This is a genomic window from Pseudoalteromonas sp. SR45-5 (assembly GCF_014163565.1).
GTDB lineage: Bacteria > Pseudomonadota > Gammaproteobacteria > Enterobacterales > Alteromonadaceae > Pseudoalteromonas > Pseudoalteromonas distincta.
Genome location: NZ_JACJDN010000034.1, coordinates 1 through 14,117 on the forward strand (window position 1 = coordinate 1; position 14,117 = coordinate 14,117).

General features: G+C 37.6%; 17 protein-coding genes. 11 read left to right on the top strand and 6 right to left on the bottom strand.

Annotated features, from left to right (window positions below; translation table 11 throughout):
* Positions 1–945, bottom strand: a 945-nt coding sequence (locus tag H5072_RS02690; protein WP_182692589.1) for a GGDEF domain-containing protein, incomplete at its 3' end; no start/stop codon positions are given.
* A gap of 477 nt (positions 946–1,422) precedes the next feature.
* Between H5072_RS02690 and H5072_RS02695 the strand changes: the two genes are divergently transcribed.
* The gene (locus H5072_RS02695; protein ID WP_024597577.1) at positions 1,423–2,547 is read left to right on the top strand and encodes a DUF748 domain-containing protein; all 1,125 of its coding nucleotides are present in this window, start codon (positions 1,423–1,425) and stop codon (positions 2,545–2,547) included.
* A gap of 88 nt (positions 2,548–2,635) precedes the next feature.
* Here H5072_RS02695 and H5072_RS02700 read toward each other — a convergent pair whose 3' ends face one another.
* A complete protein-coding gene (locus H5072_RS02700) occupies positions 2,636–3,445 on the bottom strand; it encodes an ion transporter (protein ID WP_007583228.1) in 810 nt (269 codons plus the stop codon).
* A 100-nt stretch (positions 3,446–3,545) separates the two neighbouring features.
* Here H5072_RS02700 and H5072_RS02705 point away from each other — a divergent pair, with 100 nt between their 5' ends.
* The 5 genes from H5072_RS02705 to H5072_RS02725 all read left to right on the top strand — a co-directional run bounded on the left by H5072_RS02705 (position 3,546) and on the right by H5072_RS02725 (position 5,732).
* A complete protein-coding gene (locus H5072_RS02705) occupies positions 3,546–3,758 on the top strand; it encodes a hypothetical protein (RefSeq protein WP_007583226.1) in 213 nt (70 codons plus the stop codon).
* Between the two features lie 14 nt (positions 3,759–3,772).
* Complete coding sequence (locus H5072_RS02710; protein ID WP_182692590.1) at positions 3,773–4,054, top strand: hypothetical protein; 282 nt, start codon at positions 3,773–3,775, stop codon at positions 4,052–4,054.
* 68 nt (positions 4,055–4,122) lie between these two features.
* Positions 4,123–4,314: a YwbE family protein gene (locus H5072_RS02715; RefSeq protein WP_004334795.1), complete on the top strand. Its 192-nt coding sequence runs from the start codon at positions 4,123–4,125 to the stop codon at positions 4,312–4,314.
* Complete coding sequence (locus H5072_RS02720) at positions 4,314–4,832, top strand: DUF4240 domain-containing protein (RefSeq protein ID WP_182692591.1); 519 nt, start codon at positions 4,314–4,316, stop codon at positions 4,830–4,832. Before H5072_RS02715 ends, H5072_RS02720 begins: the two co-directional genes overlap by 1 nt.
* A 438-nt stretch (positions 4,833–5,270) precedes the next feature.
* Positions 5,271–5,732, top strand: coding sequence for a hypothetical protein (locus H5072_RS02725; protein ID WP_004334802.1), 462 nt, complete (start codon positions 5,271–5,273; stop codon positions 5,730–5,732).
* Positions 5,733–5,759: 27 nt separating this feature from the next.
* On the opposite strand, the gene H5072_RS02730 is transcribed toward H5072_RS02725, so the two are convergent.
* From H5072_RS02730 to H5072_RS02740, 3 genes are all read right to left on the bottom strand, one after another.
* Positions 5,760–7,019 carry a Y-family DNA polymerase gene (locus tag H5072_RS02730; RefSeq protein ID WP_024597582.1) on the bottom strand — a complete coding sequence of 420 codons (1,260 nt, stop codon included), beginning with the start codon at positions 7,017–7,019 and terminating at the stop codon, positions 5,760–5,762.
* Positions 7,007–7,420 (bottom strand): S24 family peptidase, encoded by a 414-nt coding sequence (locus H5072_RS02735; RefSeq protein WP_004334808.1) that lies wholly within the window; start codon positions 7,418–7,420, stop codon positions 7,007–7,009. Before H5072_RS02735 ends, H5072_RS02730 begins: the two co-directional genes overlap by 13 nt.
* A gap of 81 nt (positions 7,421–7,501) precedes the next feature.
* Positions 7,502–7,921, bottom strand: a complete 420-nt coding sequence (locus H5072_RS02740; RefSeq protein WP_024597583.1) for a MarR family winged helix-turn-helix transcriptional regulator — start codon at positions 7,919–7,921, stop codon at positions 7,502–7,504.
* A gap of 204 nt (positions 7,922–8,125) precedes the next feature.
* Between H5072_RS02740 and H5072_RS02745 the strand changes: the two genes are divergently transcribed.
* From H5072_RS02745 to H5072_RS02755, 3 genes are all read left to right on the top strand, one after another.
* Positions 8,126–8,869, top strand: a complete 744-nt coding sequence (locus H5072_RS02745) for a siderophore-interacting protein (protein ID WP_024597584.1) — start codon at positions 8,126–8,128, stop codon at positions 8,867–8,869.
* 141 nt (positions 8,870–9,010) lie between these two features.
* The gene (locus tag H5072_RS02750) at positions 9,011–10,000 is read left to right on the top strand and encodes an LLM class flavin-dependent oxidoreductase (protein WP_149603722.1); all 990 of its coding nucleotides are present in this window, start codon (positions 9,011–9,013) and stop codon (positions 9,998–10,000) included.
* Between the two features lie 283 nt (positions 10,001–10,283).
* A complete protein-coding gene (locus H5072_RS02755; protein ID WP_182692592.1) occupies positions 10,284–11,297 on the top strand; it encodes a patatin family protein in 1,014 nt (337 codons plus the stop codon).
* A gap of 200 nt (positions 11,298–11,497) precedes the next feature.
* On the opposite strand, the gene H5072_RS02760 is transcribed toward H5072_RS02755, so the two are convergent.
* Complete coding sequence (locus H5072_RS02760) at positions 11,498–11,929, bottom strand: Lrp/AsnC family transcriptional regulator (protein WP_182692593.1); 432 nt, start codon at positions 11,927–11,929, stop codon at positions 11,498–11,500.
* Positions 11,930–12,101: 172 nt separating this feature from the next.
* On the opposite strand from H5072_RS02760, the gene H5072_RS02765 reads away from it, so the two are divergent.
* Both H5072_RS02765 and ctlX read left to right on the top strand, forming a co-directional pair.
* Positions 12,102–13,172 carry an ornithine cyclodeaminase gene (locus H5072_RS02765; protein ID WP_182692594.1) on the top strand — a complete coding sequence of 357 codons (1,071 nt, stop codon included), beginning with the start codon at positions 12,102–12,104 and terminating at the stop codon, positions 13,170–13,172.
* Positions 13,169–14,080: a citrulline utilization hydrolase CtlX gene (gene ctlX, locus H5072_RS02770; RefSeq protein ID WP_182692599.1), complete on the top strand. Its 912-nt coding sequence runs from the start codon at positions 13,169–13,171 to the stop codon at positions 14,078–14,080. The genes H5072_RS02765 and ctlX overlap by 4 nt, the downstream gene beginning before the upstream one ends.
* Positions 14,081–14,117 lie beyond the last annotated feature (37 nt).

Sequence of the window (14,117 nt, forward strand, 5' to 3'; positions counted from 1 at the left end):
TGACGATTCGTCGTTTCTTGCTATTAATAAAGCAAATTCTTCGCCGCCAATGCGGCCAAATAAATCACATGGATTTATGCAGTTTTGCATTATTTTTGCAGCTTCAACTAAAACTAAATCACCACCTGCATGTCCAAATTCATCGTTTATTTTTTTAAATTTATCTATATCCCAATAAATTAAGCTGACGTAGTTATAATTATTAAGTTTATCTTTTAGTTGCTCTTGGCTTTTATTATAGAATCCACGCCTATTTAAGCAGCCTGTAAGTTCGTCGCTCATTGCAAGATGGTTCATTTTTTCAGCTAAATCTGATGCCATCATAAATATTATGAATACGGCCATGCCTACATGTGCAGTAGGGACAGTAATAAAATTAATTAATGTATACAGCGCTATATATTCTTCATTTACTTGGCTGCCTTGCAGTAACGCTATGCTTGCTGCAACAAATAAAAGTAATCCACATAGCGTATAAGTAATACTAGCGCCTATTTCGGCAGGAAGTGATTTTTGTTTATGCCTGAAAATAATAACTGCATTGAGTACAAGTAAAATCACATCATAATACACATACAAGGACATAAATAAGCCAACATGCACATATATAGCTGTAAAATAATAGACAGCAGCAAGAGTAACTATTGCTGAGATAATTAAATAGCGAATTTTTATACCCGAGTTTACCCTAATGCAATGCCCCCACGTACCTAACAGTACTGAGCCTACAGAGAAGCTACTTCCTAACATCCAATATAATGTGTTTGAGTTAAATAATGGTTCTGCCAACATTGTTGCCCATTGGCATGCAGAGAATGCAAATGCGATTGTCCAAAGCATGGCATATTGCTTTTTACCTAACGTATACCACGACATTAAAAATATGACAGACCAAATAATACTGGTGAAAAAGAGGGTAACTAATATATAAAAAATAGGATTCATGTATTTTTATTCTTGTTTGCGTTAATTTTACTTTAGTAGATGAAAGCGGTTTATTCGACCTAACGCCGGTTATTAGTTAGCTAAATTGTAAATAGATATGTATGCAATCATTTCTTAAGTTGTGTATTTGAATAGTGGTATATCCCTTGCTGTAATAACTGTTGTTTAGAGCTTTAAGCTTATATGGCTTTGCTTTGTTTATAATTTTATTCCTAACAGGTATTTAAATTACAATTATTAGTAATTTTTACACGTTTACTTATTTGCTTAATTAAAGAATTCAGCTAGGGCTTATTTATTCTTCTAGGTTAAATTTGTAGCTGTACATTTAGGTTTTAGGTAAAGCAGAGTTTATGTTGTGTGGCTATCTTCATAAGTGCTTTATAAAAATAAATATTAAACATACGCAGCCCTTTATATAGAAAAATTTAACCCTGAAAGGTCAAAAGGCCCCCGTTTTTAGTAAAGGAAATTACAATGCATTTTTCATCCAAAATATTTCACGACAAATACCTTAAAGGTGTAATTGCGCTGGTTGTGTTACTTATACTAACGCGAATAGCCGCGCCTTATGTAGTTCAGCACTACGTAAATTATCAGCTAAAACACACACAAGGTGTTACTGGGCATGTTGGTGACGTAGATTTGTTTTTATATCGCGGTGCCTACGCAATTGACGACGTTGAAATTTATGCTGTTGATGCAACTTCAGCTCCTAAGCCTTTGCTGAGTATTCAAACTCTCGATTTTTCACTTGCGTGGTCAGCCCTTTTAAAAGGGAATTTAGTAACAAACATGGCGTTTACGCGTCCTAAAATAGTTATTTATGATAAAGACCCCAATGCTTCTGAGCAAAATAAACAAGTAAAAGACGAAACTACTTGGGTAGGTCTCGCCAATAATTTAGTACTGTTTTCTATTGATACCTTAACAATTGAGCAAGGCAAGTTAACTTTAGTTAACTCAACGAATAGTGGTGAAAAACCCACTTTTATATCAAATATCAACGCTCGAATTGAAAATATAACTAACGCGCAAAACCTATCAAAAACACTAGTGACTACTCTAAGCGTAGAAGGTGCATTAATGGGGGAGGCCGCATTAAAGTTTGATGGCAAATTAGATCCCTTTAGCAAACAAGCCAATTTTGATTTTAACGCAGAGGTACAGCGTTTCTCTGTTAAAAACCTCGATACTGTATTTAAGGTATACACGCCTTTTGATATTGAAGCGGGTGGCATTGATGGCGCTATGGAATTGGTGGCTAAAGACAATAACTTAAATGGTTATGTAAAAGCGGGCGTTCAAAACTTGAGTGTGTTCTCGTGGCGCGAAGATATAGAAAAAGATGACGATGGAATATTTACGGCCATATTTGAAGGCAGTGTTGATTTACTGGGCTCTATACTCGAAAACGATGAGTCTAAACTTGTTGCTGCACGTATCCCTATAGAGGGGCAATTAGATAATACGGATGTTTCGACTTTTCAAGCTGTGATTTCGGTATTAGAAAACGCATTTTTTGATGCGTTTAAAATGAAAGTAGATAACGTTATTTCTTTTGAAGATACGGATGAAAAATCTGATAACGAGGAGAATTAAAGCTCTTTGGTAATGTTCGTTTTAGTTAAATACTTAAGCTGCACCCACTTTTTAAACTTTAAGTGGGTGCTTTAGTACTTTTCTCAGATTAGTTTTTGCGGTTACTCAATAGCTCTTTAAGCTCAGCAATTTGGGATTGTAGTTCGTTTACTTGCCCTTGCGTTGCAGGTAATGAGCTGTCGTCTGCGAGCTCTTCTCGCGCTTTGCGGTGCTCTTCACTCATTACTTCTAAAATGGCACCTACCATCATATTTAAAAATACAAATGCGGTTAAAAATATAAACGTAAGGTAATAAATCCAGCTTAGTTCGTACACCGCCATTGTTTCATACATTATGTCGGTCCAATCTTCAAATGTTGCCACCCTAAACAGAGTAAGCATGGAGATTGAAACATCTTGCCAAAGTACGGGGTTTATTTCAGCAAACATCATGCTGCCCATTGCAGCGTATATATAAAAAATAACAAACATTAATAGGGCTATATAACCCATTTGTGGAATGGCTTTAAGCAATGAATTAACTAATAAGCGCAGCTCTGGGATCATCGATACTAATCGCAGTACTCTAAATATGCGAAGTAATCGAGCAATTAACATAGTAGAGCCAGCAGCAGGATATAAACTGCCCAATACTATGATGGTGTCGAATATGTTCCATCCTTTAGAAAAAAAATGTTTTATGCCTTTACTTGCAATAAAGCGGATTACTAGTTCAATTAAAAAGAATGCGGTAATGCCAACGTCCATCCAATTTAGAGCAAGCTCTACGGTAGGATGTAGTGAGTAAGTGTGCGCACCTACTGTCAGGGCAGAAACAATAATTACAGCTATAACAAATGATTGAAATATCTTGCTTTTGTCTATACGCTGAAACAACTTTTGTAACTGCGACATCATAGAAATAGATCCTTTGGAGATTAAGATTTTATGGCGCTAATATACAATAATACTGTAATAATTTAACGCTTTTTCGATATAGAAAGTGTAAGGAAATTTAATGTTTATCAATAAACTAAAAAGTAGCGCATTACTTATTGTTGGATTATGTGTTTTAGCAGGTTGTAGCTCTGATGCGCGTTTTCATGAAGTTCAATCGGCGCGCCTTGATGAGTGTAACTATAAAGCTGACAAAGAATATTACGAATGCTTAGATAAACAAGATTCTAACTACGAAGAGTTTAAAAAACAGCAACAAGCAGAAACTAAATAAGTAACCTTTATATTATGACTAAAACTCAAAAGCAGCGCGATAAGCACATTAGACTAGCACTTACTAATGCATGCGAAGCAATAAAAGAAATGGTAATTGGTTTTGATTATCTAACGCATACAGTTGATTTAAATAACGAAGTAAACACGTTAAAAGTACAATGTTACTTTATTGATGAGATAGCCCGTGAAGATGCAAAACCGCAACTTGATGAGTTAACGCAGATTATACTTAGCCAGCTAGCAGCTATTAAGTTGAACGTAAAACCAGCACACATCTCATTTTTAGCCAATTAACAGCGGTTTAGTTGGTATGACATCACATGGACGTTATAATTAAATAAATTATTTTTAGGGTTTAAATTATGGCTGTTCCTTCGCGTTCGCAAATTTCACCAGGTACCACAGTAAATATTGTATTAAAAGAAGATCAACGCAGCGGCACATTAACAGAGGGTGTGGTTGAGCGCCTTTTAACAAAATCACCAAACCACCCACACGGCATTAAAGTACGTTTAGAAGATGGTCAAGTTGGCCGAGTAAAAGAGATTTTATAATGGCAACGTTAACAGAGCAGGCTTTTTGGGATTTAGTAACAACGCCTGATTTAGGGCTCGATCCGCAAAGTGTGAGCGATAACCTAAAAAACAAACTGAATGATTTAAGCGATCAGCACCTTATTGATTTTGATAAGTACTTTGGCATACATATGCGTAAATGTTTTACCTGGGATTTGTTTGGTGCCGCCTTTGTGATGGCTGGATGTAACGACGATTACGGTTTTAGCGAGTTTAGATGTTGGTTAATTTCGCGTGGTAAAACAGTTTTCGAAAACGCTTTAGAAAATGCTGATTCGTTAGCGCAGTGTACACCTGTTTATTACTTAAATGAGCAGCCTTACCCGTATATTGATGAGTATGATTTAATAGCCGGTTTATTATTTGAAGAACGCAGCGAAGACGAATTACCGTTTATTCCATCAGGCAGCGATGAACCCAAAGGCAAACGTTTTAAAGACAAACCTAAGTTTTTAAAGCAAAGCTACCCTTTATTATTTGCAAAGTACTGGCAATAAAATAAATAGTAATTTGTGCGCTATTTAAACAATTTAATGAGTTTAATTTCCTTACAAGTAAGCGCATTGATATAAATCGTTTTGTTGTTTAAGTACGTATTAACTAAAGTACTTAACAGCAAAATGGTTTGTAATGCAGTATCTAGGATGAATCTTTGTGGATTTAAATGTGTTCAATCTAAGGGATTTATTTGTGGCACGAGGTTTGTAACCTAATGGGATCGGTAATTGCTCTTGCGTTATCTTACTGGCTTACACACATGTAAGAATCAGTATAGTCGAGCAAAGCTCCCTTAGCTGCTCGTGTCTTAGTTCCTGAATACGACTTCTCTCCTTTTATAGTAAATCTCTGTTATAGTTGTTAAAAGTTATAAAAGCTAGGTGATTAGGCATTTTGCTATTATTTAACACGCTGACTCACGAGGATACACCCACGAAATGAAATATTTAACACTCGCTTTATTAACTGTCGCTTTTACAAGTGCAAATGCTTTTTCTGAGCCGAGTAATAAAACACGATTTATACCGCTTTTAAAGTCAAAATTGGGAGCCTACGAAGTTGTGTCGAGCAACTCAGGGTTATGCGTTAACAGCAATTTGAGTTTGACAGATGAAAGTGATTTAAGTGCTGGTTTTAAACTTGGTGAGCAAATTGTATTTGGATCGCTCCACAATGGTACCCGAACCATTAAAAAACCAAACTTTTGCTTTATAACCAGCACGCTTAAATATAAAAGTGATGGCCTTGAAAACGGCTTAAGAATGAGCCGTTGTGAAAGCCCTGCAAACGAAAAAACAATCAGTCAAAGTATCAAATTTTTAGCTGATAACACACTCAAATACACATTGAGCGAACCCAATGTAGAGTGCACATTTAAAAAAGCAGATGAGAGTAAATAAAGCATCTAGTAAGTAGTAAGTAGCAAATCATTCGCAGTATATTTTAGGGATATCGCGCCAACGCGTAGTGTACTGCGGCGACAAAAAATCACGGTTCATGTGCCACCGGTCATTTAATTTACTACTTGCAAGGCTTAGCATTCCTTTTCCGTATCGATTGTTAATTGTGTCTAAGCATTGCATAAGTTTCGGATTATCAGGGCTTTTATTAAATAAGTCATTTTGCTGAAACTGTTCTGATATTAGCTCTACCGCACCCACACCACATTTATAAAACCGTATACCGGGTTGGTAAATCTTATTAAATACCTCAGATACAGCATTAGCCATCACGCAGGTGTCGTTAGTGGGTGAGGGGAACTTATACACAAAAGACTTTTTATAATATTTATTTTCGTGCGCGCCACTGGCTGCAAAAATATAAAGCTGGTGAGTGAGCGAGTGTTGCGCTCTTAATTTATTAGCCACTGTGGTTACATGGTTAATTAGCGCTGTTTTAAGTGCTGTTGGCTCACATATGCGCTCTCCAAAACTACGGGTTGAATAAATCTCCCGCTTATCTTGTCGTACATCATCCCAGTTTAAACATGTTATCCCGTTAAGCTCGCTTACTGTGCGTTCAACAACCACACTAAATGCACGGCGCATTGCTCTAGGGTTTTGCTGAGCAAGATCCCAGGCGGTGTGTATATTCATTATTTTAAGTTTTTTAGCTAGCCGCCGGCCTATCCCCCACACATCTTCGCAGCTCATTCTTTGTAAAATAGCTTGGCGAGTTTGTTCGCTATTTATTACTGCTACACCATTAAAACCACTGAGCTTTTTAGCAGCATGGTTAGCGGCTTTTGCTAAAGTAGGGGTCGGGCCAAAACCAACACCTACAGGTAGCTTTGTTTCGCGCCATACTGTGCGCCTTATTGTATGACCGTATTCATGCCAGTCTTTAATTAATGATGTGTAGCCATCAAAGTGCAAAAACGATTCATCAATACTGTATATGTGCTGTGTATCGCAAAAGCGAGCGATGATATTCATCATTTTGTCGCTTAAATCAGCATAAAGCTCGTAATTGCTAGAGCGAATAACAACGTTGTTTTGCTCAAGTAAATGCTTAACTTTAAAGTACGGGCCAAATTTAGGAATATTTAAGCGCCGAGCAATAGGGCAAATAGCGCATACACAGCCATCGTTATTGGTAAGTACAACCACGGGTTTTGATCGAATAGCAGGGTCGAATACTTTTTCGGCACTGGCATAAAATGACACAGCATCAACTAAGGCATACATTTTAGTAACTCTGGGCTTTGCCTGTGCATTCTTATTGATAGCGTTACTACGCCTTCGAGCTGAAATTCGTCTGCAGAGGTTAGTTGTACAGGCTTATGTAAAGAAGAAGCTGAAAGCAGCCGTGCATTGGTTTTATCAAGCAGTTTGCATACAAAAAGACCATTTAAGTTAGCAACAATAACGTCACCATTTTCTGCAGGCTCTGCACGGTCGATAACTAATAAGTCCCCTTCAAAAATTCCGACTTCTTGCATAGAGTTGCCCGATGCTAGGCCAATAAAGGTAGCATTTGGGTGCTTTATTAAAAGCTCATCAAGGGTTACACCTAGCTCGGTGTACTGCGCTGCGGGCGATTCAAAACCACACACGCCTGCTTCTATATAAATGGGAATGACAAACATAACACAACCTAAAACGCATATACTGTATAAGTGTACAGTATATGCGTTTTGTGTAAGTTATGCCAAGAAATGTATAACCGATCAATCCATATTTTTGATCATTTGCTGTGCGATATCTAAAAAGTCTTTGATTTGCTGAGGTTTTAAGTTTTTACACATTTGATTATTTATTTTCTGCTCTGAGGCTAATAACTTATCAAAAAGAACTTTGCCTTGCTCTGTGAGCGACAAAATAAAGCAGCGCTTATCGTGCTCACTTGCCTGTTTATTTATTAAATTTAAGCCAATAAGATCTTTAATTAAACGTGCTATTTGCGCTTTGTCGCGCTGCGTTTTAGTAACAATATCGTTAGCCGTACAGTTATTTACGTTCGCGATAATATGTATGCAGCGTACGTGCATAGCATTTATACCAAGTTCGCCTGCGTTAATTGCTTCACGAATTGTGACGCGGTAATTTTGCATCAATTCAAACAGCGTATTTGATAAAGGTGTATTCATAAAACTCTCAATGTAGTTGACAAAGTCAATTAACTTGTTATAGTTGATTTTATCAACCAATGGGGCGTTGTGCAATGTCTGCTTTTATAGCAGCTAATTATTATACCAATCTGCTTATATATGGGGTTTATTTAATTTGTTAAATTGATCAAAGATTTATGCAAGTTGGTATTAAAGTCCAAGTTTTGTAAAACGAGGTAATGCATGGGTAAACAAATTCGCAAAGCTAACATATTAAGTACGCAGCAAATCACACCACACCTACAACGCATTGTTGTAGGCTCTGATGATTTTAACGACTTAACCTCACAGCACATTGGTAACTATGTAAAAGTACTGATCCCAAAAAATGGTGAAGTAGATTTTAACTTAAAAACAGCGTGTATGCGATCTTACACAATAAGGCATGTAGATGCACAAACAGGCGCGTTAACACTTGATTTTGTTATAAATATGCACCAAGGTCCGGCAACTGACTGGGCTAAAATTGCAAAAGTAGGTGATGAGGTAGGTATTGCAGGCCCAGGCCCTAAAAAGCTAGATAATTATGGGCATTCGCATTATGTGTTGCTAGGGGATTTAACATCGGTAAATGCAATAAAGGGGTATGCGCAGCAATTACCTTTAACTTCAAAAATTGATGCTTTTGTACATGCGCCCACTGAGCAAGACATTATTGATTTAGAAACAAGCCGCGATATTAATTGGCTTGTTACCGACAACGCTGACGAAGTGCTACTAAGCGCGCTTCAAAATTTGCACATTACAGCAGAGCCTCCCATTGTATTTATGGCATTGGAAGCTGGGCTTGTGCGTAAAGCAAAGACATTGTTAACAGAGCAATTTAATATACCACGCGGTAATATTGTTTCCTCAGGGTATTGGAAAAAAGGCGTGGATTCAGAAGGCTATAAAAAGCTGCGCCAACGTGATGCACAGCTTGCTTGAATACCTTAGAGCAAAATAACATATACCTATTTTGCTCTAATACCACTGCGTAACTTGAATTGACCTAATAGGAGACCCATTTAAGTGTTTTATGCTAATGATGTAATACATTGTTAGCATGCATTTTTAGGAGCTGCTATTTTGTTAAATTCCATTCCTTTTTCGTTATTAGAACTTGCCCCCATGATCAAAGGGGACAGCGTTACTAACACTCTTCATAAAAGTACTAAATACGCTCAACGTGCTGATGAGCTTGGCTTTAACCGTTTTTGGCTTGCTGAGCATCATAATATGCCAGGTATAATTTGTGCGGCCACTTCAATTTTGGTTGGTCACATTGCAGGTAATACCAAAAAGATACGCGTTGGGTCAGGCGGTATTATGCTGCCAAACCACTCCCCATTAGTTGTTGCTGAACAATTTGGTACATTAGAGAGCTTATATCCAGGGCGAATAGATTTAGGGCTAGGGCGTGCCCCAGGTAGCGATCCTGTAACGAGTCGTGCATTAAACAACGATATGAGCCGCGCAGAAAATTTCCCAGGTGAGGTAACTGAACTGCAAACATTGTTAGGTCCTTACAATGGTACGCATCCTATACGTGCTATACCGGGTGAAAACACAAACGTTCCGATTTGGTTATTAGGCTCGAGTTTATTTAGCGCGCAACTAGCGGCGCAAAAAGGGTTACCGTATGTATTTGCAGGGCATTTTGCACCGCGCTTTGTGCACGATGCAATAGCGTTGTATAAGCGCGAATTTAAAGCATCAAGCGTACTTGATAAGCCATACGTAATGCTTGCACTGCCTTTAGTGGCTGCAGATACCGACGATGAAGCGCAATATTTATCGACTACTTCTAAGCAACGTGTACTCGAACTTATACGCGGTAATGAGCTGTGGCTAAAACCGCCTGTTGAAAGCATGGACGGGTTGTGGAGCGAACAAGAACGCGCTCATGTAGAGAACTTTTTAAGTCTAAGCGTAGTAGGCGGACATGTAAGTATTAAACACAAGTTAGAGATGATAGCTAAACAGCTAGAAGTGGATGAGTTTATATTTACCAATGATGTATTCGATAGTGAAAAACGCCACCGTGCACTCGAAATTTTAATGGAAATAAAACACTAAAATATAGTTAGTTAAGCAAGCGTACACTCTGGGCTTGTTAATATACAGACATCATCAAAAGTTAAACTTTTTTAACTCATTTTATTAACTTTAAGTGATGTCTGTATTTGTTATTTAAATATTCAAAGTAAATTTGATTGCTATTTTTAGTAAATATTTTGCTTTATATACCGTTCTGTTTTTTCAATTGAACTGATTTAAACAATCAATTTTAAGATATCACTTTTGTTTTTTATAATGTAGCTATTAAACCAGACATCATAAAATTAAAGGCAGGTACACCGTGAACTCTCTAAACACCGCAACAGCTAATTCAGTTAACAAAACAGCGCAGCCAAAAGTTGCTCTGATTGCTGAAGGTGGCGGGCAGCGAGGGATATTCACAGCTGGCGTACTTGATGCTTGGTTAGAGCAAAGCTATGACCCTTTTGATTTATTCATTGGTACTTCAGCGGGTTCGCAAAACTTAACTAGCTACTTAGCGCGCCAAAAAGGCTACGCTAAACGCCTGATCAGAGGGCTTTCGCGTAATAAGCGTTTTTTTCAGCTTGGTCGTGGATTAGTGGGTAAGCATATAGTTGATTTAGATTGGTACTTTGACAAAACCACTGAAGTAAACAGAGCTATAGATTTCAAAACAGCGAAAACTAGTTTAGGTGAGCGTGAACTACTTATAACAGCCACAAATGCACGAGACAGAAAAGCTTATTACTTATCGCCTACAGGTGATAGTGGTCAATGGCGTGATTTGTTAAAGGCTTCTAGCGCACTTCCGTTTTTATACAAACAAGGTGTAAAGTTAACACCTTGGTTAAACGCAAAAGCAGCGAATGAAACACATATTGTTGAAGAGCAAGCACAGAGCGATTTTTATCTAGACGGCGGTTTAGCCGCTCCACTCCCCGTGCGTGAGGCTTACAACCGAGGTGCTCGTAAAATTGTTGTAATAAGAACGGTTGACGCTAATTTTCAAGCGCAATCTGCATGGGTACAAAAGCTAAGAACATTTGCTATAGCATCGGGCTATTGTCCAAAAACATTAGACTACTTAATACAGCACGAGAAGGCTTATTTAGATGAGCTTGAGTTTATTGCAAATCCACCAGATGATGTAGAAATAATCCAAATTTTTGCAAACGAAAAACTGCATAGCAAATTATTAGGTAGTTCTAATAACGATTTACGTTTTGATCATAAATTAGGCTTAGCTGCAGGTCGATCTTATTTAGCGCAGCAAAGCCAATTTGAGATCAGCAATACGCATAATTACTCACAAAGCGAGTATCGTTACAATTAAGCCAATCGGATACCCAAATCATGAATAATACTGCGACTTAAAGTTGCAGTATTATTCATTTAAATGCCTTTTATTTAAATGACACCCACCCTAATTTGTACATTTATTAACCCCTGGATTCTAATTGGAAGTGCCTTGTGAATACTTAAAACATTATAAATGGGTGTCATTTAAGTATTCTTTTAAATATTAAAAATAACCTAAGTTGATGAGAGAAATATGCTCGTTTCACTATTTAAAATACCGTCTATTTCTCTTACTTGCCTAAGTACTCCATCAAACTCACTTAAATTCGCGGCCTGTATCTCTGCTACCAAATCCCAAGCACCATTGGTAGTGTGCAATTTTGTAAGTTCGGGTATACCACGCATAGTTTTAATAACTTGAGAAGTTGATTTACCAATCACTTCCACCATCATAATTGCACGAACGGCTTCGGTTTCTATGTGTTCATGCACTCTTATAGTAAACCCCAAAATAGCGCCTGAACTCACTAATCGATCTAATCTATTTTGCACTGTCCCGCGTGACACATTTAAAGAACCGGCTAAAGCTGAAACCGAAGCGCGGCCGTCTTTTCGTAATTCAGCTATTAAAGCATTATCAAGAGAGTCATAAATATAAGGAGTCATAAATCAAACCTTTAAAAGAAGTTACTGACCAAAATACATAAATTGTACATAACTGGATAGCAAAATGATAAAAATTAGTACTATTTGTGTAATTAATTGCCATATTAAATGGCACGTAGCCTCGTTAAACTTGTTTTAAATTAACTAATACATTTATTCAAGAGGTTTCAGCATGAGTCATTTTATAGCACAGCCAAAACAAGGCGTTCCATTTGTTAGCGTTCAGGCAATGGTTAAGCTTATAAATAGCTTAGGGGTCGAAAACGTTTTGCTAGATCTAACACATAGATTAGAAACCGACTTTGCCCGTTGGACTGAGTTTGATAAGTCACCTCGCTATGCAGCACACTCACCAGAGGGTGTAATAGAGCTAATGCCAGTGAGTGATGGCCAAATGTTCAGCTGTAAATATGTAAATGGTCACCCAAAAAACAACTTTAGAGAACTTCAAACAGTCGCTGCATTTGGTATTTTAGCCGATGTAGATAGTGGCTATCCGGTTATGATAAGCGAAATGTGTTTACTAACAGCACTACGTACAGCCGCAACTTCTGCAATGGTAGCTAAATATTTAGCACCTAAAAACTCAACAACCCTTACTTTAATAGGCAACGGTGCTCAATCAGAGTTTCAGGCACTCGCTTTTAAAGCGGTACTAGGTATTACGCATATTCGTTTATACGATATAGATAAAAGCGCCTCTAAAAAAGCATTTGCTAATTTAAGTGCATGCGGGTTAAACGTAATTATTTGTAATAGTGTACAAGAGGCAGTAAAAGGGGTAGATATTATCACTACCTGTACTGCTGATAAAACTAACGCCACTATTTTAACAAATGACATGATCCCACAAGGTGTGCACATTAATGCCATAGGTGGCGATTGCCCAGGTAAAACAGAGTTAGATGCTAGATTGCTTGAGCGTGCTAATGTATTTGTTGAGTACGAGCCGCAAACTCGAATAGAGGGCGAAATTCAACAAATGAGTCCAAGCTTTACAGTAACTGAGTTTCATAACGTTATTAACAAGCAGTCGCTTGGGCGTACTAGCCAAGATGAATTAACCATTTTTGACGGTGTTGGCTTTGCGAGCGAAGACTTTACAGCACTGGTATTTATACGCGATGAGTTAATTAAAACGGGCGAGTTTGCTTTGCTTGATTTAATTACACAACAAGCGGACCCTCGTAATTTATTTTCAGTGCTTAGTGAGCAACCATTAGTAAAAGAGCACGTGGCATGAGCGAAGTAAACCAAGCCCCCAATGCTGTAGTGATGGTAAGGCCACATCACTTTACATCTAACCCACATACAATGCTCGATAACGCATTTCAAAGTGAATGCTTAGCACAAAATCAAAGTGAACAAGCATTTAAAGAAGTGACTAATGCCGTACAAATATTAAAAAATGAAGGGGTAAAAGTTCACCTTTTTGAAGATGAGCAAACACAGACTCCCGACTCTGTGTTTCCAAATAATTGGTTTTCTACTCATCAAAGTGGGGAATTAATAATCTACCCAATGTTTGTAGAAAACAGAAGGTTAGAATATCGAAAAGATATTATTGATTTTTTAACGGATCACTATAAAGTGACGGTTGTGACTGATTATGCGCATTTAGCGAAAGAAAATTCATTCCTAGAAGGCACGGGCTCACTGGTTCTCGATCATCAATATAAACTGGCTTATGCAGCAAAATCTAAAAGAACAACTCAATCGGTTGTTAATACAGTTTGTAATTTGCTCGCATTAAAACCCGTTATATTTAATGCATATGATGAAAAAGGTACAGCGGTATATCACACTAATGTATTAATGTGCGTTGCAACTGAGTTTGTAATGGTTGGCTTAAACATGGTGCCAAGTGAGGAGCGTAAAGCGCTAGTTACTCATTTTTTACAAAGCCACCACGAAGTAATTGATTTATCACTCGATCAAATTAATAACTTTTGTGGCAATGCAATTGAGCTACAAGGTAAAAATGGTCGTATTTTAGCCTTATCGCAAACTGCGTTTAATGCACTTACACCGGCACAAATAACAGTTATACAAAAAACGGCTAAGCTTGTGCCATTACCAATACCTACTATTGAGTCGGCTGGTGGCTCAGTTAGGTGCATGATTGCAGGAGTTCATTTGCAAAATAAATAATGTATAGTTTTAAGGCAGCTTAGCTGCCTTATTTGCA